This window comes from Paenibacillus terrigena DSM 21567, from assembly GCF_000374845.1.
Taxonomy (GTDB): Bacteria; Bacillota; Bacilli; order Paenibacillales; family Paenibacillaceae; genus Paenibacillus_K; species Paenibacillus_K terrigena.
Genome location: NZ_KB895421.1, coordinates 60,617 through 86,927 on the forward strand (window position 1 = coordinate 60,617; position 26,311 = coordinate 86,927).

19 protein-coding genes and 1 riboswitch are annotated in these 26,311 nt (G+C 48.8%); of the genes, 10 read left to right on the top strand and 9 right to left on the bottom strand.

Annotated elements, in window-relative coordinates; all coding sequences use genetic code 11:
- Positions 1-15 precede the first annotated feature (15 nt).
- Positions 16-2,880, bottom strand: a complete 2,865-nt coding sequence (uvrA, locus tag C558_RS0123220; RefSeq protein ID WP_018758708.1) for an excinuclease ABC subunit UvrA — start codon at positions 2,878-2,880, stop codon at positions 16-18.
- 488 nt (positions 2,881-3,368) lie between these two features.
- A complete protein-coding gene (uvrB, locus tag C558_RS0123225; RefSeq protein ID WP_018758709.1) occupies positions 3,369-5,363 on the bottom strand; it encodes an excinuclease ABC subunit UvrB in 1,995 nt (664 codons plus the stop codon).
- Between the two features lie 204 nt (positions 5,364-5,567).
- Here uvrB and C558_RS0123230 point away from each other — a divergent pair, with 204 nt between their 5' ends.
- From C558_RS0123230 to C558_RS0123245, 4 genes are all read left to right on the top strand, one after another.
- Positions 5,568-6,374 carry a flagellar motor protein gene (locus tag C558_RS0123230; RefSeq protein ID WP_018758710.1) on the top strand — a complete coding sequence of 269 codons (807 nt, stop codon included), beginning with the start codon at positions 5,568-5,570 and terminating at the stop codon, positions 6,372-6,374.
- On the top strand, positions 6,358-7,152 hold the full coding sequence (locus C558_RS0123235; protein ID WP_018758711.1) for an OmpA/MotB family protein: 795 nt from the start codon (positions 6,358-6,360) through the stop codon (positions 7,150-7,152). Before C558_RS0123230 ends, C558_RS0123235 begins: the two co-directional genes overlap by 17 nt.
- A gap of 248 nt (positions 7,153-7,400) precedes the next feature.
- Complete coding sequence (locus C558_RS0123240) at positions 7,401-7,961, top strand: C40 family peptidase (protein WP_018758712.1); 561 nt, start codon at positions 7,401-7,403, stop codon at positions 7,959-7,961.
- Positions 7,962-7,984: 23 nt separating this feature from the next.
- On the top strand, positions 7,985-8,593 hold the full coding sequence (locus tag C558_RS0123245) for a TVP38/TMEM64 family protein (protein ID WP_018758713.1): 609 nt from the start codon (positions 7,985-7,987) through the stop codon (positions 8,591-8,593).
- 57 nt (positions 8,594-8,650) lie between these two features.
- Here C558_RS0123245 and C558_RS0123250 read toward each other — a convergent pair whose 3' ends face one another.
- Complete coding sequence (locus tag C558_RS0123250; RefSeq protein ID WP_018758714.1) at positions 8,651-10,183, bottom strand: glycoside hydrolase family 31 protein; 1,533 nt, start codon at positions 10,181-10,183, stop codon at positions 8,651-8,653.
- Between the two features lie 131 nt (positions 10,184-10,314).
- On the opposite strand from C558_RS0123250, the gene C558_RS0123255 reads away from it, so the two are divergent.
- Positions 10,315-11,160: a helix-turn-helix transcriptional regulator gene (locus C558_RS0123255; RefSeq protein WP_018758715.1), complete on the top strand. Its 846-nt coding sequence runs from the start codon at positions 10,315-10,317 to the stop codon at positions 11,158-11,160.
- Between the two features lie 103 nt (positions 11,161-11,263).
- On the opposite strand, the gene C558_RS0123260 is transcribed toward C558_RS0123255, so the two are convergent.
- On the bottom strand, positions 11,264-12,820 hold the full coding sequence (locus C558_RS0123260; RefSeq protein ID WP_018758716.1) for a copper amine oxidase N-terminal domain-containing protein: 1,557 nt from the start codon (positions 12,818-12,820) through the stop codon (positions 11,264-11,266).
- 276 nt (positions 12,821-13,096) lie between these two features.
- Positions 13,097-13,249: riboswitch (cyclic di-AMP (ydaO/yuaA leader) on the top strand.
- A gap of 139 nt (positions 13,250-13,388) precedes the next feature.
- On the opposite strand from C558_RS0123260, the gene C558_RS0123265 reads away from it, so the two are divergent.
- Complete coding sequence (locus C558_RS0123265) at positions 13,389-13,790, top strand: hypothetical protein (RefSeq protein ID WP_018758717.1); 402 nt, start codon at positions 13,389-13,391, stop codon at positions 13,788-13,790.
- On the opposite strand, the gene C558_RS31750 is transcribed toward C558_RS0123265, so the two are convergent.
- The 5 genes from C558_RS31750 to ftsE form a co-directional block, all read right to left on the bottom strand.
- Positions 13,769-15,043, bottom strand: a complete 1,275-nt coding sequence (locus tag C558_RS31750) for a PDZ domain-containing protein (protein ID WP_018758718.1) — start codon at positions 15,041-15,043, stop codon at positions 13,769-13,771. The genes C558_RS0123265 and C558_RS31750 overlap by 22 nt on opposite strands.
- A gap of 83 nt (positions 15,044-15,126) precedes the next feature.
- Positions 15,127-16,572: a S41 family peptidase gene (locus C558_RS0123275; RefSeq protein WP_026264096.1), complete on the bottom strand. Its 1,446-nt coding sequence runs from the start codon at positions 16,570-16,572 to the stop codon at positions 15,127-15,129.
- A 321-nt stretch (positions 16,573-16,893) separates the two neighbouring features.
- Entirely contained in the window at positions 16,894-18,072 is a 1,179-nt protein-coding gene (locus C558_RS0123280; RefSeq protein WP_018758720.1) for a murein hydrolase activator EnvC family protein, read from the bottom strand.
- A 312-nt stretch (positions 18,073-18,384) separates the two neighbouring features.
- Positions 18,385-19,302, bottom strand: coding sequence for a permease-like cell division protein FtsX (ftsX, locus tag C558_RS0123285; protein WP_018758721.1), 918 nt, complete (start codon positions 19,300-19,302; stop codon positions 18,385-18,387).
- A complete protein-coding gene (gene ftsE / locus C558_RS0123290; protein WP_018758722.1) occupies positions 19,292-19,978 on the bottom strand; it encodes a cell division ATP-binding protein FtsE in 687 nt (228 codons plus the stop codon). The genes ftsX and ftsE overlap by 11 nt, the downstream gene beginning before the upstream one ends.
- A gap of 197 nt (positions 19,979-20,175) precedes the next feature.
- On the opposite strand from ftsE, the gene C558_RS0123295 reads away from it, so the two are divergent.
- The 4 genes from C558_RS0123295 (at position 20,176) to deoC (ending at position 26,290) form a co-directional block, all read left to right on the top strand.
- Positions 20,176-21,600: a VanW family protein gene (locus C558_RS0123295; RefSeq protein ID WP_018758723.1), complete on the top strand. Its 1,425-nt coding sequence runs from the start codon at positions 20,176-20,178 to the stop codon at positions 21,598-21,600.
- 157 nt (positions 21,601-21,757) lie between these two features.
- Positions 21,758-24,202: a UvrD-helicase domain-containing protein gene (locus C558_RS31755; RefSeq protein WP_211220794.1), complete on the top strand. Its 2,445-nt coding sequence runs from the start codon at positions 21,758-21,760 to the stop codon at positions 24,200-24,202.
- Positions 24,203-24,412: 210 nt separating this feature from the next.
- Positions 24,413-25,126: a GTP pyrophosphokinase gene (locus tag C558_RS0123305; protein ID WP_040675744.1), complete on the top strand. Its 714-nt coding sequence runs from the start codon at positions 24,413-24,415 to the stop codon at positions 25,124-25,126.
- Positions 25,127-25,618: 492 nt separating this feature from the next.
- The gene (gene deoC / locus C558_RS0123315; RefSeq protein WP_018758726.1) at positions 25,619-26,290 is read left to right on the top strand and encodes a deoxyribose-phosphate aldolase; all 672 of its coding nucleotides are present in this window, start codon (positions 25,619-25,621) and stop codon (positions 26,288-26,290) included.
- Positions 26,291-26,311 lie beyond the last annotated feature (21 nt).

Consider the following 26,311-nt stretch of genomic DNA (forward strand, 5'->3'; position numbering starts at 1 on the left):
ATAGGATGAATGATGTTACACCGATGCTGTCTCCAGCTGCTCCTCTGTACGAACACGGTCGCGTTCCAGAATTGGCTTCAGGTATTTCCCGGTGTATGAGATCTCCGTCTGAACCACTTGCTCAGGCGTGCCTGTTGCGATGATCGTTCCACCGCCACTTCCGCCCTCTGGTCCGAGGTCGATCAAGTAATCCGCTGTCTTAATCACATCCAGATTGTGTTCAATCACAAGAACCGTCTCTCCGGAATCAACCAGACGATGAAGGACCTTGAGCAGGCGGTCGATATCATGGACATGCAGACCTGTCGTCGGCTCATCCAGAATATACATCATCTTACCTGTGCTGCGGCGATAGAGCTCTGCTGCCAGCTTCACACGCTGTGCTTCCCCGCCGGACAATGTCGTTGCAGGTTGGCCTAGATTGACATAACCCAGACCGACATCCAGCAAAGTCTGCAGCTTGCGATGAATCTTCGGAATGTTCTTGAAGAACTCCACCGAATCTTCCACCGTCATTTGCAAGACATCCGCAATGCTGCTGCCTTTATATTTCACTTCTAACGTCTCACGGTTGTAACGTTTACCTTTGCAGACTTCGCATGGCACGTAGACATCCGGCAAGAAGTGCATCTCAATCTTAATGATACCGTCGCCACGGCAAGCCTCGCAGCGGCCGCCCTTGACGTTGAAGCTGAAGCGGCCTTTTTTGTAGCCGCGAATCTTCGCTTCGTTCGTCGAAGCGAACACATCACGGATATCGTCGAACACGCCAGTATAGGTCGCTGGGTTGGAACGCGGCGTCCGTCCGATTGGCGATTGGTCAATATCGATAACACGTTCGATCTGCTCGATACCTTTCATCTCTTTATACTGACCAGGACGTACTTTCGCGCGGTTCAGATCACGCGCCAAGGTTTTATACAGAATTTCATTAACGAGCGTCGATTTCCCTGAGCCGGATACCCCCGTCACCGCTGTGAATACACCAAGAGGTATTTTCACATTAACGTTGCGCAAGTTGTTCTCCTTCGCTCCTTTGATCTCAAGCCAACGGCCATCGTTCTTACGACGTTCAAGCGGCACCGGAATGAACTTACGACCACTTAAATATTGACCCGTTAGCGAGTTCTCATCCGCCATGATCTGTGCCGGTGTTCCTTCGGACACCACGGCACCCCCATGAATCCCAGCCCCTGGTCCCATATCGATAATATAGTCTGCAGCCAGCATCGTATCCTCGTCATGTTCAACGACGATAAGCGTGTTCCCCAGATCTCGCATATGTTCGAGCGCTTTAATCAAACGATCATTATCCCGTTGATGCAAGCCGATACTTGGCTCGTCCAGAATATAGAGAACGCCCATCAGACTCGAACCGATTTGTGTCGCAAGTCGAATCCGCTGCGCCTCACCACCGGACAACGTTCCCGCTGCACGACTCATCGTCAGATATTGGAGCCCCACATTGACCAAGAAGCCGAGCCTTGCATTAATCTCTTTCAAGATCAACTGCGCAATCTTCTTTTCCTTCTCCGTCAAGACAAGTCCGTTGAAGAATTGTTCCGCATCACCAATCGATAATGCCGTAACATACGCCATGTTCTTGTCATTGATCGTGACCGCAAGACTCTCTTTCTTCAAGCGATCCCCTTTACACGTACCACAAGGCTTCGCGCTCATATACGCTTCGATATATTCACGAATCCCTTCGGATCCTGTGTCACGGTAGCGGCGCTCTAGATTGTGGACAATCCCTTCGAACGGTACGAAAGCTTCCTTCTTATGCCCGAAATCATTCTCATATTTGAAGCGAACCTTCTCTTTGCCGGTGCCGTACAACAGCTTCGCAATCTGTTCCTTCTCAAGTGTTGATACCGGAACATCCGTCTGAATACCATAGTGTTCGCAGACCGATTTCAAGAATTGCGGATAATAGTTCGATGTACTGCCTGCCCATGCCTCGAAGGCACCATCTTCAATCGTCGCTTCGAGATTCGTCACGAGCAAGTCAGGGTCTACGATCATCTTAAGACCGAGTCCATCACAATCCGGACAAGCTCCGAACGGGCTGTTGAAAGAGAACATCCGTGGTGCAAGCTCATCCATACTGAATCCACAGACAGGACAAGCAAGATTCGAGCTGAACATCAGTTCTTCTTGATCGATGATATCGACAAGCAGCTGCCCGTTCGATAACTTCAATGCCGTCTCAATCGAATCCGCCAAGCGTGTCTGAATATCTTCTTTAATCACAATCCGGTCGACGACGACTTCGATATTGTGCTTCTTATTCTTCTCCAGTTCAATGGTCTCACTCAAATCACGAATTTCGCCATTGACACGAACCCGTACGAAGCCTTGCTTCTGTACATCGGCTAACAGCTTTGTATGCTCACCTTTACGTCCTGATACAATTGGCGCCAGAATCTGCAGCTTCGTCCGTTCCGGATATTGCATGATCCGGTCCACCATTTGCTCGACCGTCTGCGAGGTAATCTCTATACCATGCTCCGGACAATGCGGTCGTCCGATTCTCGCGAACAATAGACGCAAGTAATCGTAAATTTCGGTAACGGTACCGACCGTTGAACGCGGGTTTCGGCTTGTCGTCTTCTGGTCAATCGAGATCGCAGGAGACAATCCGTCAATCGAATCGACATCTGGCTTCTCCATCTGACCTAGGAATTGTCGTGCATATGCAGACAATGACTCGACATAGCGACGTTGTCCTTCCGCATAAATCGTATCGAATGCGAGCGACGATTTCCCAGACCCACTCAGGCCTGTTAATACAACGAAGCGGTCGCGCGGAATGGTCACATCAATATTTTTCAAATTATGCGCGCGTGCGCCTTTGATTACTATGTTATCACTAGCCAACTTCACAACCCCCTGGCCCCTTAATCTCTAAGGGAATTTTCCCCCTGAATCCCCTGTGGGGACTTACAACACTACTTTCTTCACTACTTCGTTCATCCCACTACCTTGTTCATCCCCCTAAATCCCCCTTTGAGCTTATGCTTACGATGCGAGCTTTCCTACGGAAAGCTTTCAGGGGGACCCCAGAGGGCTTGCCCTCTGGACACCCGAAAGTTTGTCTATCGAGTTGTCGAGGCGTTATCTTGGTTCAACAAGGGAGGAGCGCTTTCGTCCAAGGTTAAGGCTTAGCCCTCGCTAATCCTTAACCTTGGACACGCTTTATGTTATTCGTTACTTAGTTACGATAACAAACCACGCACATATTTCTACGATAAATTTTGTGAATCAACCACCATAATCACGACTCAATCACATTCAACCCATCTATCTCCAGCATGCCCACCTAGGCATGCTCATAGACTTATAGATTCAATCGATTCCGCTGGATCTTAATCCTGCGACTTCAATTCCATCAACGCGTCACGCAGCTCTGCTGCACGCTCGAACTGCAAGTTCTTCGCAGCTTCTTTCATCTCGGCCTCGAGACGTTCGATCATCGATCCGCGGTCTTTCTTCGACATCTTCGCGCCAGCACCTGTCAGATAATCTGCCTTTTGCTCCGCAACCTTTGTCGCCTCGATCACTTCACGTACTTTCTTCTGGATCGTCTGCGGCGTAATGCCGTGCTTCTCGTTGTATGCAATCTGAATCGTTCGACGGCGTTCGGTCTCCGAGATCGCCTTGTTCATTGAATCCGTCATTTTGTCGGCATACATCAGTACCCGGCCTTCCGAGTTCCGTGCGGCACGGCCAATCGTCTGGATCAAGGAACGCTCCGAGCGTAAGAAGCCTTCCTTATCCGCATCAAGAATCGCGACAAGCGATACTTCCGGCAAGTCGAGACCTTCCCGCAGCAAGTTAATCCCGATCAAGACATGAAAGGTACCGAGGCGCAGATCCCGAAGAATCGACATCCGCTCTAAGGTCTTAATATCCGAATGAAGATATCGCACTTTAATGCCGATTTCCTTGAAGTAATCCGTCAGATCCTCCGACATCTTCTTCGTAAGTGTCGTCACGAGTACACGCTCATCCTTCGCGATCCGATCACGGATCTCCCCAATCAGATCATCAATCTGCCCTTTGGTTGGTCGAACCTCAATGATAGGATCCAAGAGTCCCGTCGGTCGAATGATCTGCTGGACCATCTCCGGACAAAGCTCCAGTTCATATGGGCCTGGTGTGGCAGATACATAGACGCATTGCCCTACCTTCTGTTCGAATTCCTCGAACTGCAACGGCCGATTATCCAGTGCGGACGGCAGCCGGAAACCATGCTCAACTAACACCGTCTTCCGCGCACGGTCACCATTGTACATGGCACGTATCTGCGGCAATGTCACGTGGGACTCATCAATGACAATCAGGAAATCATCAGGGAAATAATCCATCAGCGTATAAGGCGTTGCCCCAGGCTCTCGGAACGTAAGGGGACCCGAGTAGTTCTCGATCCCCGAACAGAACCCGACTTCTTGCATCATCTCAATGTCGTATCGCGTACGCTGCTCAAGCCGCTGTGCTTCAAGCAGCTTACCATTGGAACGCAATACTTCTAACCGTTCTTCCAGTTCACGTTCAATATCCACAAGCGCGCGCTTCATCGTCTCTTCTTGGGTTACGAAGTGAGATGCCGGGAAGATCGACACATGTTCACGTTCACCGATCAATTCACCGGTCAGTACATCAATCTCTGTAATACGTTCAATCTCATCGCCGAACAACTCAATACGTACGGCGTGTTCACCCTTCGATGCGGGGAAAATCTCTACGACATCGCCCCGAACCCGGAATGTCCCCCGCACGAAATTCATATCATTGCGCTGATACTGAATTTCTACGAGCTTCGATAGGATCTGATTTCGCGGCTTCTCCATACCGGTTCGAAGCGACAATACCATGCTCTTATATTCCATCGGCGATCCTAAACCATAGATACACGACACACTCGCGATAATAATGACATCTCGACGCTCGAACAAGGAGGACGTCGCAGAGTGACGCAGCTTATCAATCTCTTCATTGATGCTGGAATCCTTCTCGATGTACGTATCCGTGGACGGAATGTATGCCTCCGGTTGGAAGTAATCGTAATAACTGACGAAATAGGATACCGCATTATTCGGAAAGAATTCCTTGAACTCACTGCACAGCTGTGCAGCCAGCGTCTTGTTGTGTGCAATGACTAGGGTTGGCCGGTTCACTTGAGCAATCGTCTGTGCAATCGTAAATGTCTTCCCCGTGCCCGTCGCACCGAGTAGTGTCTGATATTTCTTCCCGTTATGAATCCCTTCCACTAATTCCGCTATCGCATGCGGTTGATCCCCTTGCGGCGAAAATTCAGATTCAAGCTGGAACTTACTAGAACTTACGACAATATCACTCATTGGACTCTCATCACCCACACATGTAAAATATTTACCTGCACGCCTAACGCAGCAGGTGCTAAACTATATATTCGAACTTCCCGATAAAAACATCAGGAAGATGTTGCTCCATTTTGGACAGATAGGAATATTTGTTCCCGTTCATTATACCTTTTTCTGTTAGTTGTTGCAAATTCTAAATCCAATTCGGGAGTGTAATGTTTCATGGATATGACCACAATCTTCGGCTTACTAGCCGGCCTAGCCGCTCTGATTAGCGGATTTCTCTTGGAAGGCGGTCAACTAAACGGTCTGTTCAAGGCAACAGCTGCGCTTATCGTATTTGGCGGCACCTTCGCTGCTGTTGCTGTCAGCTTCCCGATGTCTCGTTTGCGTATGATTCCGAAGGCGCTCCAATTCGCCTTCACGAAGCCGCAGCATGATCCTTACGAAAAGATGGACGAGTTCACGGAATATGCGTCGATCACAAGACGTCACGGGATGCTCGCGATTGAGAAGCGCGTCTCTGCCCATCCGGACGATTTTATGCGCGAAGGATTAATGATGGTGATGGATGGGACAGACCCCGCTTTGATTCGACAAATCTTGGAGCTCCAGATGGATGTCGCTGAACAGCGGCATGAAGGGTACGCCAAAATTTTCGAAGCCGCTGGCGGCTATGCGCCCACCATGGGTATTATCGGAACAGTCATGGGGATGATTCACGTCTTGGGCAACTTAACGGATCCAGGTACGCTCGGACCGTCGATCGCAATCGCCTTTACCGCAACCCTCTATGGGGTGGTTAGTGCGAATCTCATCTATTTGCCCATTGCCAGCAAGATTAATACGCGCAGCATGGATGAGATCCAACATATGGAGTTTATGATGCATGGGATTCTAGCGATTCAAGCTGGGGAACCACCGCATGTTATCCGTAAAAAGCTGGACGCACTCCTCCTGACCGACGATCCGTCCGTGACACTCATGCAGCTGAAGAAGAAGGCGGTCGAACATGAGATACAGGAGTAGACGCCGAAAATCCGCCGCACCCAAAGGACATGAACGGTGGCTCATTACCTATGCGGATTTAATTACGCTGCTCATGATTTTCTTCGTCATCATGTTCTCGGTCAGCCAGATTGACCCTGATAAGTACAACTCCCTCTCCAAGGATCTGCATGCGACTTTTCACGATCCCAATGGAGTTCTCGAACAGGGCAAAGGAGTCATGCAGCAGCCAGACACGAACAATACGATACAGCAGCCCGCATCCAAAGCCGTTACCGCAGAACCAACTGCGGCACCGATGACCGAGAGAGAACTGCAATTCCGCAAGCAGGAACAAGAGCTGCAGACGTTCAAATCCGTCATCACATCTTACGTGCAAGACAATCAATTAGGTGATCAAATCTCGATCTCCGATACAGAACAAGGGATCTCCATTCGATTAAACGATCAGTTCTTGTTCGATCTCGGCAAAGCCGATATTAAGGAAGTATCTATACCGATGCTGCACAAGCTCGCCAGTCTATTCAATCAGCTCGATACCTCCATAAGCATTGAAGGACATACGGATGATCTACGTATTCAACCCGGTGGGGTATTCAAGGACAATTGGGAGCTATCCGCCGGACGCGCGTTGTCTGTCCTTCGTTATTTCATGGATCAAGAGCAGATGGATGCAGCGAAATTCCAGATTGCCGGATATGGGGACACCCGCCCTGTCGCACCCAACAACTCAGCCAGTAACCGTCAGAAAAATCGCCGCGTCGAAATGATCGTACTTCGCAAGATACAACAGCATTGATAAAATCTTCAATCGGATTACATACGAAGATGAGCGACCAAGTATAGATGTTATCTCTATTGTGGTAAGCATAAACTGAAGAAGGCTGCTCTAACGTCAATCAAAACACCTGACGATTGAGCAGCTTTTTGGTATAATTTCCCACATTCCCCGTCTCGAGTCTAGGAGGAATCCCGACGTCCGCATGTTTTCACAAAATCTTTCCTGACCTACAATAAAGGTATTATTAAACAGGTTGGTGAACTGATTTGAGTAGGAAAGTCTATATTCTTCTAACAGATACGGGAACGTGGTTCTCCAAATTAATCGGGTTGTATACGAGAGCAAAGCTTAATCATGCTTCGATCGTGCTCGATGAGGAAATGAAAGAAGTCTATAGTTTTGGTCGTAAAAATTCATTAAACCCCCTCAGCAGCGGTTTCGTGAAAGAAGAGGTATTCGGAAATCTCGTTCGAGCCGTAACGCGCAGAACCGAATGCGAACTTTACTGCTGTACGGTTAGTGAAGAGACTTACGAGCGCATGCGTTTGCAAATTCGTCATATGGAGTATCATCAGCACAAGTATAAATATAATTTCCTGGGCCTCTTCGGTGTGGTCTTTAATATATCCATTGAGCGGAAAAACGCGTTCTTCTGCTCGCAATTCGTTGCCTATATGCTGCAAAAGCATGGGGTTCCCATCGTGAATAAATCAATCGCTCAGATTACACCGGAAGATCTGCAGAATTGTGAGAGCTTGGAGCTGATCTATTCAGGAGATCTTCGCCAAAAGGCTAAGAATCTCCATCAGCTGCCGATGACCTCATAACGGGTATTTTGAAAGGAGAGCAAATGGCAAATTGGATTGAGCATACCTATCACTATTTATCCCAGCTTGATATGAATCAAATTGAAGGACTTCTAGATAAGTACTCGTCGCTCGGCCCGCTGCCAGGCATCCTGCTGCCATTTGCAGAAGCCTTCTTGCCGTTCCTCCCACTCTTTATTATCGTGGTAGGCAACGCATCAGCTTATGGACTAGGATTTGGTTTTCTCTACTCTTGGATCGGTTCCGTGCTTGGGGCGCTGATCCTCTTCTTGTTAGCAAGACGCTTCGGCGGGCGATTCAACGACTATCTGTCACACAAGTATCCCAAAGCAGAGCATTTCTTCAACTGGGTGGAACGAAGAGGGTTTACCCCCCTATTTATACTATATTGTTTTCCGTTCACACCTTCATTTTTCATTAATATAGCCTCTGGCATGAGTCGTGTTCCACTCGCTATTTTCTTAGCTTCCGTTGCACTTGGCAAAGCCGTCATGATCTTCATGATGTCTTTCGTCGGGCATGATTGGCAAGGCTTCATTGCTGAGCCGTGGCGTATCCTCGCCTTAATCATTGGACTTGCCGTGCTGTTGCTCGGCGGTAAACGAATCGAGAAACGACTCCAAATTAACTAAGAGCCCTTCTCCTGATCCGGGGGGCTCTTGCCATGTTTGCGAATAAATTAAAGGTCATTACACTTGTCTGCGGTACCACGGCAGCCGGCTTAATGGTACATCAATCTCATGTCTCGATGGGCCTGTAATAACACTCCCGTCATCCCCGAGCCATGTTCCAGAAGGAAATACGACAGTACGGGATCGCGTTCCTTTGGTCGTGACTGGCGCAGCTAGAATCTGACTTCCGAGCATAAATTGATCCTTCATTTCTTCGAGTCCTTCTTCCGGGAATTCATAGGCCATCGCTCTTAACATCGGCTCTCCGCTTGCTGCAGAATCTTGCGCGATTTGCCAGATTTCCTCCCCGAGCTGGGTATGCAGCTGTGCAGCTTCAACACAGAATGCGAGATGCTCTGCATCCAAGATACGCCAAGGCACAGCAGAGAACTGCATCATCGGGAACAGTGCTGAGCACTGTGCATAACGCACGATCAATTCTGCATCCAATCGATCCGATTGCGTCGTGAAGCTCATATATTCACCGCCGCCAATCATATCCGGACAGATGAAGGCATAACCGAGCATGCCCTGCGCAATGCCATCCGGAATGAGCGATGCTAAACCACTATAGCCCCATTCATGCCCTTTATCCTTCAAGCGTTGTACCAAGGGCTGCCCAGCGAGCTTCCAACAGGCACGATACTCATTCAGCGGGTAGCGTAGACCTACCTTCGCCCAAGCTTCACAATGCCCATTGCGGCTTGACTGTACTGCACTCTGATCCGATACCTCATAGAATGGCAAATCCCCTGCATCCAGCTTAAATCCGTCAATCCCATAGGTCGTCTGAAGATGATCCAGCTTCGCATGAAGCCATGCTACAGCATCCTCATTCGTACAATCGAGCACAGCGCTCACACCGTTCCACCACCGCCTGAATGCAGTATTACCCGTTTTATCTTTCAAGAGATAGCCTTTGGGCTCGACTTCACGGAAGGTCATCGAATCTGCGCTCACGAATGGGCATACCCATAACATCACTTTGAAGCCCAGTTCATGCAGCTCATCCACCATGGCGTGAGGATTCGGGAATCGACCACTGTGGAATGTCCAAGCACCATATGGCTCGTGCCAATTATCATCAATCATGATTACGCCTGGCGCCATTCCATTCGCGAGCACATCTCTCGCATATTGAAGAACGCCTTCTTGTGTCGGCTCATACAAGAGCTCAATCCATAGATTATATTGCGGTGCCGTGAACAAGAGCGGCTCTGGCGCCTCCCCAGACGATGGAAAATAGGTTGCCGATGCATGGCGATAAGCTCTCCGTACATCAACAAATCCCTCGTGAAACTTCAACTCCCCGACATCACTGTTTATTTCTAATTTGCCGCCATGGAATCGAAACCGAAATGGCTCCTCCGACCAGATATATCGCCCTTTGCTCGATAAGAGCAAGGGACAAGCTTGATTGCCATGCAAATCCGTTGATAAATCCACTTGGATATCCGTTATCCCATAAGGCATCTGCTGCCCATCCGATACACGGCCTCCCCACCAATATTCCTCGTGCCCAACATCAATCGTTAACTGGTTTGTCGCCATCGCTGCCCCTACTTTCTATGCATTTTCCTAAATTGACTCCATCTTATCAGCGATAGATTGCAGCGACAATCTGAACATATTGCCCTATACTATAACGAGATTGATCTATTGAATTGAAGGAGGTTCTCGGAGTGAAACCGTTCAACACCGGCTTTCAAGCAGCGGAAGACGTACCTTTTATGACACTGGATTCCTTAGGTTGTCAGGAGGTCGATTCAGCCAGCTATTCCTTTCAAGGCAATGAACGTCCGGACCGCGGTCATATCATTTTTCAATATACGCTGTCAGGCGAGGGACGTGTAGAGATCGACGGAACGACATACTGGCTGCCCGAAGGCACTGCCTTTCTCGTACAAGTGCCCAGTCCGCATCGTTACTATTACGATTCCGCATCCGAGCAGCCTTGGAAGTTCATTTGGCTCAATGCCCGGGGCGAAGATGCCCAGAGAATTTGGGATCGCATTATTGCTCAAGAAGGACCGGTTGTGACACTCGATGAGCATGCCGAACCCATTCGCGCTTACTGGAAACTCTATCATCGTATGGTAACGGAGCAAATCCGCGATCCTTATACACTGTCTGTACTTGTCTATGAATGGATGTTGACCTTGCTTCGGCCCCGATCCCATGCGACCACAAACGCACAGGATAGCCCGGTGATCCTCCAGGCCAAACAGTTCATGCACACCCATTACGCTCAGCCTATTACACTCGAAGAAATCGCCGCGAGCAGTCAGGTAAGTCGACATCATCTATGCCGCATTTTCCAGAAAATCGAGCATTGCTCACCCTTCGAATACTTACGCCGCCGACGTCTGGACGCCGCAATTACTCTACTTCGCCAATCAGACCTACCCATCCATGAGGTTGGGTTACAATGCGGGTTCGAGAGCCCCAGCTATTTCGGCAAAGTCTTTCGACAGCACTATAACATGTCGCCAACCGAGTATCGGACTAAGTCTGTCTTTTCCGGATAACCAGTACTCTTCCTTTCCCATTCGACGGGAGCTTCTGTTCAAAAAAAGGCTGCCCTCAGATCACTTCGCGTGATGCAGAGGACAGCCCTTTTGCTATAAAAACTTATTTACTTGTGACATAGAATTCGTAGTAATCCGGATCCCATTTCAATTGACCACCAAGCGCTTCGACGATGAATCGTAGTGGCACGTTCGATGCATCATAATCATCAACCAATACCGGTTGAGACATCGTCTTCGCTTCACCGTTCACATAAGCCGTTGTCGATCCGATCTTAAGCTCTACGGTAATATCGTTCAGTGCATCATAGACAACGATTTGTTTCGTAGCTGCATCCCATTTCACTTCTGCCTCAAACCCATCTGCAATGACGCTGAGTGGCACCATACCAACGCCGTCGAGTGTCCACCAGCCTGGATAGTAGTCATCACTTCCATAGCTATCTTCTTCGAATACGGAGAAGTCGGTTTTGCCAAGACCTAGGTCATTCTTCAGAATTCCGAAAGCAGCCGAGCTCTTATCGAAATTCGCCAAGAAGCCTTTGCCCGAAAGCGCATATCCATCCAGCTTCTCTACGCCTTTCGTTGTGTCGATGGCATCCAGCTTCACGGCTTTATTGATATTCCACGACTCAGCCGCAGCACGTACAATAACCTTCTGAACCGGAATGTCTTCGATATCTGGAAGAGCAACCGTAAGCTCTAAGTTCTGTTTACGGACTTGATCTTCGCTATCCACGTAGAGGTCTAGCTTCAAACCGGATTCTTTGCTAAGTACTTGCTTCACTTCATCTTGCTTCATAAGCGCTTCTGCTTGCGCATCGAAATCCTTCAGGATTTCATCAATTCCGTTCTTCACGAACTTGTAGAGTACCAACGAACCAACTTCCTTGTCCTTCGCTATGGAAGAAAAGAAGTTATCTTCTGCGCCTTGATCAGCGTAAATTCCCATTTGACTTTCAACAATTGGATAGAACGCATCGTATAATGCGGTTGTAATCTCGCGTAATCCCGCATCATCTTTGACCATATTCGTTAATAATGTCTTCACGAGACCGATGACTTCGTCACCATTAATCTCGATATGGAGCTTCTGCAGATTCAGGCTCTCCCCGTATACTGTATATGTTACGGAAGATACCGATACGGTGTTCGGTACAGGTGCTTGCTTCACGAGGTAGGCACCTAGCTTCTGAACAGCTCCCCGGAACACATCTTGCGATTTCTCGATTTCGGCAACCAGCTCGCCTTCCAACTCTTCATTGGCTAGAGAGACAACGACCGGTTTCTTAATCCCTTCAATCCACACGGTTACATTCGTGTCTTCCATGCCAAGTTTGAAAGGTACAGCCTTCCCGCCATATGTAATCTTCCCTGTTAATGACATATGTGATGGATCTTGTGCTACCGCATGGTCAATGTCCAATTTAAAGCCATTTACAAGATCAATAATCTTCTTGTCCTCAGCTGTTAATGCGCCGTCTTTACGAGGGATTAACTCCACAGACAAGTTTTGGCTGGATTCACTAGACTTCACGTTGAGACTGTTCTCAACAACTTTGACAATATTCACTCCGCCGATCGATTGACAGCCTGCAAGCACGACCATCATCGCGACTAGCGTGACGCCTAACCACTTTTTCCACGTCTTCGCTCTCATTTCTTTTTCCCCTTCCACTATGTAACAATTATACTAATCTCTTTATTATCCCAAAGCTTTCCAAAACTGTACAGTGAAAAAAAACCTATATTTCTTACAACATTCGATCAAACATGGCATTTTTATGACAAAATTGATAGAAACGGATCGTAAAACAATCTAGCCTTCGAGAACCTATGAATATAGCGCTTACTTCAATCTACAGCTTCTCAAACTTCAAAATACGGTGATTCCCACCATTTTACAAAAATCTCACACAGGCGTATGATACAGCCAATTGATTAATCGCTGAATTCTCATGATGAGAGAAGCGGGGGAACCAACTATGAAGCTAATCTAGCTTCTTGGGGTGAATCGGCTGTAAGCCGTAGGGTTATCTCTCAGACCCGAATCCGACAGCTAACCTCGTAAGCGATCCATTGAGAGAGGTCTCGCATCGTATTGCGCGCTCTCTTCGTGCTGCTCTTCGCAAGTGTGAGCGGTACGCAAGAAGCCCACGAACAGAGGAATCCTCTATTTCGTGGGCTTCTTTTTGTCGATCATATATATCGTTAAGGAGATGCTTCGTATGAACATGAACGCAACACACACGGTTTCGATGAAGAATCAACTATCAAGCCAACTGAGACAAATCGAAATTTTCCAATTGGAGGATTCTGACCATGCCACCACACTGATACTCAAGTTATCCAATGGCGTGCGTGTCGGCTGGGGGGAGTATCGAATCGTTGCCTCTCCACCGACCGATTTGGTGAAATGGGCTTCCACGTACCATCATTTAGCAGGTATGAGTGCCATCCAAGCGATCGACTATCTCGTCCGTAATGGTGGTTCATGGCATCCCGCTAAAATCCAGCTCATCGAATCGGCACTCTTGGATTTATGCAGTACGAACGATCCTACATTTACATATAACGTCAATGATCTAACAAACTTAGCTGTGGCTTATTACATCTTCATTCTCGAATGAACACCTGCTAGCTTCATCCGCACGATCGTGAAGATCGAAGCTGGCCCTTTGCCCACATAATAAGAAGCATCCTGATCCGGGGCGAGAATAACGCCAAGCTGATGGTGTTCCCCTGCGAATATCGCCCGCTGCAAGAACTTAATCTCTCCAGCGAGGTTAATCACTTCCAGCTTACAAAATGCGGGGTTGGTGCGAAGCGCTTGGTGCAGCTCTTCCTTCGTACGCACTGCAACCCCGTTCACTTTATGTACAATCTCGCCCGGTTCAATCCCGAGCTCCTGTGCAGGCGTCCCTGGAATAACCGCCAAGACGTGCAATCCTCGATCATCATGAACATACAACGGGCTGCGCTCGGCTTCTTCCTTCGTGCTGTACCAATAGATCCATTCATGCATCGCGATCGCGAACAAGGCTGCGACGAGCATGAGCGGACTCCATAGCCCCGCAGCGAATGCGAGCCCTAGCAAAACAATACTATATACCATTAACCAGAACGAGCTCTGTTTGACCTTCTCCTGCGGCAATCGGGATTGTGTCCATTCACTGAAACCGATGACAACAGGAAACGCCATGAGCATCCAGCCATTCGTCCACGCTTCCCCACCGAAGAATGGCGTCCAAGGAAGTACCGATCCAACCGTCTGTGCCGGAATCATCAGAAACAAGGGGACAGGCCAATAACTTTGCATTTGATAGCCCCCTACGAGCTTCCCTCGTTTCCCTTCCACAAATAACGGACTCGCGAACTTTGCCCCTTGCAAGCGAATCAGAATCGCTTCCGCCAAATGCAGCAATGCAACCAAAGCCGCTAATGCCGGTATGTCGAGTGATCGCAGCGTCGTAAGCACCGATCCAGCAAACCCCGTCAGCTCCCAATCCGGGAACCGATCGGCAATAAACTGTAGCACACCAAGTACCCCTACGGCATATGCAAGACATAAGAACCGGACACGGAATAGCATTAAAATCAGTACAACGAACCATACGAGCAGAATTGCCTCCGTCGTCAGCGTCATTCCTGTGAAAGCTGAGACGAGTGAGATCCCAATCCCCGCAAGTAATCCACCAAGTAAGGTACGTATCAGTTGATCCCCTAGTGCGTGCATTTTGACAGAGAACAGCTTACGTTCCAACATCACCTGACGACGATATTGGAAGACAATCAGAATAATCGCTATATATAGAAACGGCTGTAAAAACATTTGCACGATCGCTTCAACAATATTCCATAAGATCTCCATTACAATTCCCATTCCTCAACCCCCAATTCATTCGTAAGTAAGGCACAAAAAAGAGAAGGCTAAATCCTAAGCCTTCTCACCATATTCGACGCGGACTAACGAATTTCCTCCCGGAGCACTTCGACCGCTTTGTTCAATTGTGTATCGTACTTCGGATCTTGAAGACGTATCTTGATGCCAGCCTCGAGCTTCTGGGCTGTCGCATCATCCACATAACCTGTCTCCGGCAAGCCCGATTGCATCTGGAACGCTCGCACTGCCTGCTCAGTCTTATGATCGAAATAACCGTCCTTACGGCCCGGATGATAAGCAAGACCCTCTAGCATCACTTGCAGGTTCTTCACATCTTCATTATTCATATCGTATTTCAGTTCTTCCTTCTGCGACAGCCGAGCGACAAAATAATAATCCGGCTCCTTCACTTCCAAATCCGGCTTAATGCCGCTCTTATGCACCCAAGTCCCTTTGGGAGTGAGCCACTTCGCGAACGTCATCTTGAGCAAGCTGCCGTCATCGAACTCTTCCTTGTATGTGACCTGCATGGTTCCTTTGCCGAAAGATGATACGCCTACGAGCTTCGCTAGCTGATGATCTTGCAACGCGCCAGCCAGAATCTCTGAGGCGCTCGCGCTGCCTTCATTAATTAACGTAATCATCGGATATTTTTTCGTCCCTTTCCCACGGGACAACGCCTTCGTCACCTTCTCATCCCGACGTTCCTGCTGATAGATCACCTGTCCAGATGGAATGAAATTCTCTGCAATGTCCGTTACAACGGGAACGAAGCCGCCAGGATTGTTACGCACATCAATGATTAGCCCTTTCATGCCGCCTTGTTCCAGCTTCGTTAGTTCCTCTTTGAATCGTTTTCCCGTATTCATCGAGAACTGACGAATTTCAATCAGTCCGATCTTCTGGTCTAACATTTGCCCATGCACCGTCTCCAGACTAATGTCCTCCCGGATGACCTCGAATTCGAGCAATGCATCAACACCCGTACGGCGAACTTTGATCTTCGCCTTCGTTCCTTTCGGACCACGAATGCGGTCAATGGCTTCACTTAGCTTCAGCCCGTCCAGCTTCTCACCATTAATCGAGACGAATACATCCTTCGGTAAGATTCCTGCGCGTTCTGCCGGAGTACCCTTGATCGGTGACAATACCGTTACCTTGTTATCCTCCATGGTCACTTCCGCACCAATGCCCGTGTAGGTCCCTTCCAAGCTCGATGCGAATTGCCCTGCGGATTGCTCATTCATATATACGGAGTAAGGGTCTTTGAGCGCATCCATCATGCCATTCACTGCGCCGTCAATGACCTTCTCCCGATCAACATCACTATAATATTGACCTTCGATCAATTGCAGTGTTGTGTTCAACTTCTTAAATTCATTGTTCGTAAACCCAGAGAACTTCGTCGTGCTCGCTTGTCGATCACCACTTGTCAAAATCGGGTTCTCCACCACCGTCAACGTAATTAGGCACGTTGCGAACATGGTGAGCAGAACAAATGCGATCACTGCCCGACCTGTAAATTTCACAAGAATCACCACCTTATAACCAACTCCCGCAGGAGTGGTTTCCATCTTTTCACAAGATTCTCGTGGTAGTATATGACAAGCATGCACCTTTTATTTGCATATTTCAGGCGAGAGTGAGAAAAGTCTACCCTGCAGTCTATAAATGCATGTTCAAAAAGTCAGCTTTTCAGCACCGAGAAGGTTGCGAGAACCCGAAGAAAGAGGAACGGAGTTTAGGAGAAACCTAAATGAGTACCGGACTTCGAGGGTGAACGCAAGATTCGATGCCGAATTCGCTTCATGACACACTTCGTGATCAAAAGATGACTTTTTGAACTACCATTATAAATTCAAGTAACCGACTGGGTTCTTCGGTACTTCATTCACCCGCACTTCGAAATGCAAATGGTTTCCTGTCGACTGCCCCGTACTGCCTACTTCAGCTATTTTCTGGCCTTTCTTCACTTCCTGGCCTTTCTCAACGACGATCCCGCCATTACGGATATGTCCGTATAACGTCCATATTCCATTGCCGTGGTTAATGATGACACAGTTCCCGTACCCACTAACCGTCTGAGCAACGATGACGATCCCTGCTTCTGCAGCATAAATTGGTGTGCCTTTCGGCGCGGCGAAATCAAGCCCTGTGTGCATTTTCCCCTTTTGCCCTGTCACAGGATGGGTCCGTGGTCCGAATCCAGATGAAATTCGGAAGGTCTGGATTGGCATACCCAGCTTGCCGCCTTTATATTTCGGTTTGAATTTTTTCTTCTTCTCTTGCAGCTCCGCTGTCTTCTTCGCGAGCTCCATGACGAATTTCTCTTGCTCATCGCTGATCTCTTCGCCCTCTTCAATCTTCTTACTGAGACTCGCGATCATCACTTCTTTTTGCTTCTCTTTGCCTGCAAGCTCTTCCTTGGTGAGGTTCATTTTGGTATAGAGCCCTCGAACTTGCTTCAGATCGCCCTCAACCTGCTTCTTCTTATCGATAACCAGCAGCTTGTCCCGTTTGTTGTCGGCCAGAATATCTTTGTCCTGACCTACAACCGATTTCAACATATCAATACGATCTAGAAAATCCGAGAAGCTCGCCGAATCGAGCAGTACATCGAGATAGGAGACAAATCCATTCGTATACATGAGACGCAAGCGCGAATCAAGCAGCTCACTTCGGCTCTGAACACGTTTGGTCGCTTCTTCAAGTTCAACCGCTGCCAGGCGAAGCTTCTCCTCCGTCTGGTCGATCTGTTCAGAAGTATTCATCATATCTTTGGTCACATCATTAATTTGCGCCATAATAACCGTGATTTCTGAAGACGTACGTTCTTTGGCAAACTTCGCTTCCTTCACGCTCTTCTCGGCGAGCTGCTGTTTCTTCATCGCGGAACGCTGTTGCTGTTGTAATTTCTTGATTTCTTTATTAATTTTATCGAGCTCCGACTCCGCATGGGTCTGCATCGGTGGCACCATCGTAAAGATAAGACCCATCATGATAAGCAATAACATCAGTTTCTTCTTCAAAAGACTTTCCCCTCCATGTTCTTCAGGTTCTTCTTCGATTATGAAACTAAAATAATAAATAAGAGTTCAAAATTCGACTTGCTAGCACCTGAAAGTTTCCAAAGGAAACTCTCATCGAATGCATAATCTTAGGTTGCGAGAACCTAAAGCCAGGCTTACGAAGCGAGTTTTTCTACGAAAAACTTTCAAGAGGAACGGAGTTTAGGAGAAACCTAAATGAGTACCGGACTTCGAGGGTGAACGCAAGATTCGATGCCGAATATCCTTCTCGATTCAACATCGTGATAGTAAGGTGAATTTTGAACTACCATTCTAGACTCTTAAGAATTTGCGGATGGAGACGGTGGATCCCCACACCCCGATCAAGACACCTAATCCGAGGATAACCCCGCCTACCGATAACCATAGCTCTTGCAGCGGCATCAGCTTAATCAGCATAAGCCCAAGCTCCACCTGTGTAAGCTTCACTAGACGATAGTAACCGGTGAATAGAATCCCAATCGTAACCGCGGAACCCAAAAATCCAATCAGGGCACCCTCAATAAAAAATGGCACACGGATAAAGTGGTTCGTTGCGCCCACCAGCTTCATGATACCGATCTCTCGACGACGCGCAATGATGGTCACTTTGATCGTATTCGAAATTAAGAACATCGACGTAATCGCAAGACCCGCCACGACGATGAGACCTGCATTTCGGATCGTGTCCGTCACGGCGAACATCTTCTCAACAGTACCTTCGCCATATTTGACTTTAGCAATGACTTTCTCGGTCGTCGTCTTCTTGAGCTCTTCAATTTTCTTCGCTACAGTCGGAATAGTCGTTGGCTCCAAGACATCGACAACCAGTGTATCTGGCAGCGGATTCGTATCCTCCGTATATCCGGATAACAGCTCCTTACCGTCTTCACCTAAATTTTCACGGAAGATCTTCATGCCCTCTTCCTTCGTGACAACCTCTACCTTGCTGACTTCACTCATGTTGCCGATTTCGGTATGTAATTGCTCCCGCTGCTCTTTCGTCGTGTTCGGCTCCAAGTACACTTGGATTTGAACCTGACTCTCGACTTGTCCAGCGAGCGCGTTAATGTTCAGTGATAAGACCAAGAATACACCTAATATAAATAGAGAAATGACGATCGAGCTAATGGAAGCAAAGGACATCCATCCATTGCGAATCACATTCTTCGTGCCTTCCCGCAAGTGTCGAAGTATTGTTCTAAATGTCATAGCCGTAATCTCCTCGCACTTGATCTCGCACGATTTGGCCGCCTTCGATCGCGATAACACGTTTACGAATCGTATTTACAATCTCTTTGTTATGCGTTGCCATAATAATCGTCGTTCCGCGGAAATTAATCTCTTCCAGCAGGTTCATAATGCCCCACGATGTCTCAGGGTCTAAATTCCCCGTCGGCTCATCCGCGACAATCACGGATGGATTATTCACGATCGCGCGAGCAATCGAGATCCGCTGCTGCTCACCACCTGAGAGCTGGGCCGGAAGGCTGTTCGCCTTACTTTTCAACCCGACCAGATCCAGCACTTCGCTCACGCGACGCTTAATCAGCTTGCGCGGGGCTTCAATCACTTCCATGGCAAACGCAATATTCTCGAATGCCGTCAAATTCGGCAATAACCTAAAATCTTGGAATACAACGCCGATGTTACGGCGTACATAAGGAATCTTACGCTGCTTCAGCCGGCCTACATTAAAACCGTTCACTGAAATTTGACCCTTTGTTGGAACTTCTTCTCTATAAATAAGCTTCATAAATGTCGATTTACCAGCACCAGACGGTCCTACCAGATACACAAATTCATTTCGGTCAATACGAACTGAAACCCCGCGAAGGGCATGTGTTCCGTCCGCATACGTCTTCCATATATCCTGCATTTCAATCACAATATCACTCCCGGAACATAGTTAGCCCCTAATATATTCGACACATTACCCAAAATTCCTTTATTCCCACGTGATTTCCAACAGATTTCGAGCGTTTCATAAATCGTTCAGAATGAAAATCATCTTGAAAATCGAACTCGCATATACATGATACAAGGGTTGATTTTTCAAGATAAATTCAGAGGAGCGTTCAGCAAATGAGACGGATTCATATCGGGTTCATCGTAGTAGCATTCATCCTATTGATCGGTGTTGGCACGTGGGGTTGGCTGCACAGTTATGCATCGCAATCCACATTGCCGAAGGGTGTAACACTCGCAAATTGGAACGTTGGCGACATGAAAATGAACGAAGTGATCGCAGCTTATCAGCAGCAGATTGAGCAGCTTAATGAAAAGAAAATCACACTAAGAATCGATGCGCCGAAGGCTGTCGAACGGGTTGTCACGATGAAGCAGCTCGGCGTAACGTTCGAGGAATCGGGATTATTACAAGAGATGAAGAAATTAACCGAAGGAAATCTGTGGGACCGCGTGCAATATCGCTACTCGATGCCTAAACAATGGAATCTCATCGTCAAGTGGGATGACACCGCCTTGATGAAGCAATATGATGCCGCTTGGGAGAAAAAATATATGGGACAGTCCGTGAATGCCGTACGGCTTATCAGCCCGCAAGATGTCGTCAGCTACATACCAGACCAGTCGGCCAATCGTATTGATTGGGAGCGAACCAAACAAGATATTGCGAAGCAAATTCCGCGTGAATTTATAAGCGAGACAGCGGCAACACAAGTTGCTACGGTTCAATTCACACTCAAGGAGATGCCTGCCAAAATCACACTCGATGCACTTAAGGCAGAGGGTGTCGAGCGCAAAATCATGGAGTTCACAACAAGCTTCGCAACGAGCACACAGGGTCGGGTGTACAATGTTACCGCCGCAGCCAAGACGCTGAACAATACCATTCTCAAACCTGGTGACGTATTCGATTACGGCAAAATCATTGCGGCAACAGAAAAGAAATTCGGTTTTCGTGAAGCCCCGGTTATTTTCAAAGGGAAGCTCATTCCCGGTATCGGGGGCGGGATCTGTCAAGTATCAAGTACCCTTTATAACGCTGTCATACGTACAGGGCTTCAAATTGTCGAACGGCGCAATCATTCTCTACCTGTAAGCTATCTGCCGATTGGGCTAGATGCGACGTTCTCCGAAGGCAATATTAACTTCCGCTTCAAGAACACGACAGGCAAAACCCTGCTTATTCGCGCAGAAGTTGTCAATAAAGAGCTGACCATCAAACTTTTCGGTACGATGGATAAAGATAAGCGTTACGATATCAGCTCCAGTACGGTTAAAGTCCTCGAACCTCCGGTCAAATATGTCGTCGATAGCAGCCTGCCGGCCGGCGGACGTGAAGTCCTCTCAGAGGGCAAGCAAGGATTTATTGTAGAAACTTATCGGACGCTGACGAAGAACGGGAAAGTGATCGAGAAGAAGCGCATTTCACGTGATACGTACCAGCCTCAGCCCATGCTCGTCGCGGTTAATAATGGCGAGGAAGTATCGAACTCCAAATCGAAGGATGACACGAAGGAAATTTTGGAGGACGGCGTTTCTTGAAAAAACTAGTTCTTACCCTCGCAGATCGGTTATAATGAATACCGTGTTTTCGGGCGCCGTGCTAATGCCTCGGTGCCGTCGGACCAAACGAAACAACATCATCGCTCTTCATCGGGCGATGTGCGAAGGCAGGGTGTGCAACATGCAGGAAATCATCATGAAAGATCGCCCTTTCGGCGCGCGCGCGGAAGCGAAAATACCGCGTGCGCCATGGACGGATGGAAGAACAAGCGCGGAAGCTGTCCCGAATACGGCGGCTGACGCGTTTTATTTTCGTGCGCTGGAGGAGCGAGGTATCACGTTAAATGAATCGCAAATTCAAGCCGTTCGGCATGGTGACGGACCGTTATTGACCATCGCAGGGGCCGGCTCTGGCAAGACATCGGTTCTGGTCAGCCGGACAGGCTATCTCATCGCGGTGCGCAAGGTGGCGCCTCGCAATATCTTACTCGTTACTTTCACGAGCAAAGCCGCAGCGGAGATGAAGTCGCGGATTGCACGGCTTCCAGGAATATCGCCTCGTGCAGCGAATGAGGTCCAAGCCCGGACCTTCCATGCCTTCTTCTTGATGATTCTGAAGCATCATGGATATACCCAGCGCTTATTAAGCGAGACCCGGTTCCAGCAGATCGTCATGAAGCGCATCCTGCGTGAGCTCGGCTTGCACCAATCCTACGAGCCCGAGACTGTGCTCGCCCTACTCTCTTCCTATAAGATGAAATGCGCCCTACTCGATGAGCTGCCGGAGCAATCTCTCGAAGAACGAGACTTAAAGGCAGCGATGCTCCGGTATGAGACCTGGAAGAAGGAGACCCATCAGATGGACTTCGATGATGTCCTCGTCTTCGCTCATCAACTGCTGCTTGAGAATACCTCACTCCTCGCCTCCTTGCAGCGGCGCTTCCAATACGTGATGGCCGATGAATTCCAGGATACGAATCATCTGCAATATGTGCTGCTGCGCATGATCGTTGCAGGCAACCGCAATCTGATGGTCGTCGGGGATGATGATCAGACGATCTATACGTTCAACGGCGCGGAGCATACGTTTATATTGAATTTCCATTTGGAATACCCAGAGACGAAGACAATCACGCTCGACATTAACTATCGGTCGAACGCGAATATTGTCGGGCTCGGCAACGCCGTCATCGTCCACAATAAAGAACGGAAAGTCAAAACCTTGAAGGTCAGCGGGGAACAGCATAAAGAATGGCGCGAAGACGACTTTAAGCCGCAGTATATGCGCCCAGGCGGCACCGATGAAGAAGCAGAGCTCATCGTGCGGCATATTCAGGAACAGATCGCATCCGAGCAATTCGACTATCGGGAGATTGCCATTCTCCATCGTACCGCAAGCAGCAGCCGTGCTATGTTCGAGCAGCTGGTCCTAAGCGAGATGCCGTTCGTGCAATATGGCGCGGGGCCTCTCTTCTATGATCAGTGGCTGGTGAAACCCGTCATGGACCATCTGCGGCTCGCTTTGAACCCGCGGGATATGGCCTCGCTCGAGAGCGCCGTCGCGGCGCTTTACGTCTCACGCGAAGTTGGCAGCGCATATATCCAGCGGCAGGATAAGCTGAAGCCGAAGAAATATCCGCTCATCCATCTGCAGGATTGGCCAGAGCTGAAGAGTTATCAGCGAGATGCCGTAAAGGAGCGTATTCGGTTGATCAAATCGCTCAAAGCGATGAAACCGATCTTCGCGATTCAAGAAATTCGCCGTCAATTCTATGAGAAATACGTCGAAGTGCATGATGTGCATAAATGGACGCAGCATAAGGAGACACTGACGGAGACATTAGATGAACTGGAATCCGCGGCCAAGCGATTCGATACGGTGGAAGCCTTTATCGCCTTCGTCGACGAGATGTCCGCGAAGCATACGGAAATGACCGAGCTGATGCACAATAAAGATGCCGATGCCATCACGCTCATGACGATTCACCGCTCGAAGGGTCTCGAATTCCCATGCGTCTATCTCATCGGCGCATCCGAAGGAATTCTGCCGCACAGCTCTGCGCTGCAGGAAGCAGAAGAGCCGAAGGGCGACGCGAAGCGCGGTGAACGAGCGATGCGGCGCATGAAGCTGCGGACTGAGCGGCGAGGCGAGGGCCGTGGCGGCGATGACGCCGAAGCCATGGCTGCGCGCAGCGAGATCGCAGCTGCGACAAGCGAAGCGGCAGGCGGCATGTCTACCGCCGCTGCCGCGCTAGAAGAAGAGCGACGTCTCGCGTACGTCGCTGTCACCCGTGCGCAGGAGGAGCTGTATATCAGCTCCCCCGCACACTACCGCGGCAAAAAAGCGGACGTATCCCGCTTTTTTGCCGCAGCCTTTGGCGGCGCCGTGCCGGAGCGCCGCATCGCCGCCCCGCTCGCGCGCACGACGACAGCGCGGGCTGGCGGGGCCCGCACCGCCGCGGCTCCCGCAGGCGCGGCGATGCGGCGCGTCCGTGCATGGCTGTGCACGGACGCGGGCTGCCCCGCGTGGATGCGTATGAATCCACGCGAGGCAGCAGACCCGGCAGCGGCAAGCAAGGCGTGCCCGCTGTGCAAGGGCCCGATGGCACCTGGAGAACACCAGGTGCCTGCCCGAGACTAGCGTGGCCTAGTCAGGCCATGCCCTATCTTTTATCCTTTTTTCACACATTAAACTTGATCAAATGAACTACTATTATTAGCCATCCTTCTTCAGGTGGTGCTCGCCTTCTATTTTTAGTACACTAGAAGTAGAGCATAACAGGATAGCGCATGACCCGGAAAGGAGCATCCTCTGATGGAATTATACCCCGCCCAATCAGACAACCAGGCGATGAAAATCCAGAGCAATCTGGATCACCTGATCTGCAAAATTGAACAATGGAACCAGGTTCCAACCTTGTACCAGCTTGCTCTCAAGGAGCTTGAGAATAAGATGAAGGTCATCGAAGCCGAATGGAAAATGCGTGATGGCTATTGTCCGATTGAACATACGAAGACGAGGATCAAATCCATCAACAGCGTTATTAAGAAGCTGGAGCGTAAAGGCATGGGCGTTACAATCGAGAACGCCATCACCCAAATCTACGACGTCGCAGGCATGCGAATCGTCTGTGCCTTCGTGAACGATATCTATATGATTCTAGATCACCTCAAGCAACGAGATGACTTGAGCATTATCGAGATTAAAGACTATATCGCGAATCCGAAGCCAAACGGTTATCAAAGTCTGCATGTCATCGTGCAGGTACCGCTTGTTTTATTCGAAGATACATGCTGGATTAGCGTCGAAATTCAGCTCCGCACCCTTGCGATGGATTTCTGGGCGAGTATGGAGCATATTATCTTCTATAAATATGAGAAGGAAGTGCCGCCTCACGTGCTGCAAGAGCTCACGAAAGTAGCGCTCGCCGCTGACGATCTCGACAAGAAAATGTTCGCACTCCGCAAGGAAGTGCAGTCTTACAGCGTGACCCAAATCGAAGCGGAAGAGTCCCCTAAATCGATGTCCGTTCGCGACCTACTTTTCGACACGAACGACGCATAGATCAAATGCGGTTCCCCATACTAACCCTTATAGAGAGGGGGGAGAACCGCAGATGGCTAAGCAACAAGGACATGCTCGTCAGAACACAACGACACGCACCAAAGACCGCAAAAGCGGCAAAGGCAAGAGCTAACATCCAATTATAGCTACAAACGGCCCGAGCCGACCTCTTCGACGAGGCGGTCCGAGCCGTTTTTCAATTTCTTTGTACTTGCTGCCAATCCGAATGATCGATAAATTTTTATATTTGCAAAAAGTCATGTATGAAACGCTATTCCCATGAGATAATACACCTATTCTGCATTGCTTCGTTCTTCAAATTCGCGACTTTTTCTCAATCTGAATTTTATCATGTTTACATGGGCACTAAAATCCATTAAAATTTGAGTGACAAGACGTAATGAGGGCACCATAAACACTTAAGCGCTTGATCACGGAACACATGTGTTATTGAAGCAAATCTTATTGACTTCATAAGAGGAGGAATGATGGATGAGTAACGTTAAGTTGCAGCATATGATCGATCACACCGTATTGAAAGCAGACACACGTAGGCAGGAGATTATTACGCTATGTGAAGAAGCTAGAACATATAATTTCGCTTCTGTATGCGTCAATCCAACGTGGGTTGAGCTTGCTGCGAATGAACTTGAAGGATCCGATGTTAAGGTATGTACCGTTATTGGATTCCCACTTGGGGCGAATACACCCGAGACGAAAGCATTCGAAGTGCGTGATGCGATTAGCAAAGGCGCAGGAGAAGTGGATATGGTCATTAACATCGGGGCGCTAAAGGATCAGAACGATGCATTGGTCGAGCGTGATATTCGTGCGGTTGTTGAAGCCGCTGCAGGTAAAGCGCTCGTGAAGGTTATTATCGAAACTTGTCTGCTGACAGAAGAAGAGAAAGTCCGTGCGTGCGAAATTTCGGTGAAGGCTGGCGCAGATTTCGTCAAAACATCGACAGGCTTTTCAACAGGCGGAGCAACGATCGAAGATGTTGCGTTAATGCGCAAGACAGTCGGTGAGCATGTTGGCGTGAAAGCTTCTGGTGGTGTACGCAGTCTAGAAGACATGAACAACATGGTCAAGGCTGGAGCCAATCGAATTGGCACAAGCTCTGGCGTCAAAATTCTTCGTGGCGAGCAATCCACATCCTACTAAACGCCAAACATACAAAAAGCG

Coding starts and splice junctions, on each gene's coding strand:
- uvrB (WP_018758709.1), bottom strand. CDS start 5,363: ATGAGTGATATTGTCGTAAGTTCTAGTAAGTTCCAGCTTGAATCTGAA.
- C558_RS0123230 (WP_018758710.1), top strand. CDS start 5,568: ATGGATATGACCACAATCTTCGGCTTACTAGCCGGCCTAGCCGCTCTG.
- C558_RS0123235 (WP_018758711.1), top strand. CDS start 6,358: ATGAGATACAGGAGTAGACGCCGAAAATCCGCCGCACCCAAAGGACAT.
- C558_RS0123245 (WP_018758713.1), top strand. CDS start 7,985: ATGGCAAATTGGATTGAGCATACCTATCACTATTTATCCCAGCTTGAT.
- C558_RS0123250 (WP_018758714.1), bottom strand. CDS start 10,183: ATGGCGACAAACCAGTTAACGATTGATGTTGGGCACGAGGAATATTGG.
- C558_RS0123260 (WP_018758716.1), bottom strand. CDS start 12,820: ATGAGAGCGAAGACGTGGAAAAAGTGGTTAGGCGTCACGCTAGTCGCG.
- C558_RS0123265 (WP_018758717.1), top strand. CDS start 13,389: ATGAACATGAACGCAACACACACGGTTTCGATGAAGAATCAACTATCA.
- C558_RS31750 (WP_018758718.1), bottom strand. CDS start 15,043: ATGGGAATTGTAATGGAGATCTTATGGAATATTGTTGAAGCGATCGTG.
- ftsX (WP_018758721.1), bottom strand. CDS start 19,302: ATGACATTTAGAACAATACTTCGACACTTGCGGGAAGGCACGAAGAAT.
- C558_RS0123295 (WP_018758723.1), top strand. CDS start 20,176: ATGAGACGGATTCATATCGGGTTCATCGTAGTAGCATTCATCCTATTG.
- C558_RS31755 (WP_211220794.1), top strand. CDS start 21,758: ATGAAAGATCGCCCTTTCGGCGCGCGCGCGGAAGCGAAAATACCGCGT.
- C558_RS0123305 (WP_040675744.1), top strand. CDS start 24,413: ATGAAAATCCAGAGCAATCTGGATCACCTGATCTGCAAAATTGAACAA.
- deoC (WP_018758726.1), top strand. CDS start 25,619: ATGAGTAACGTTAAGTTGCAGCATATGATCGATCACACCGTATTGAAA.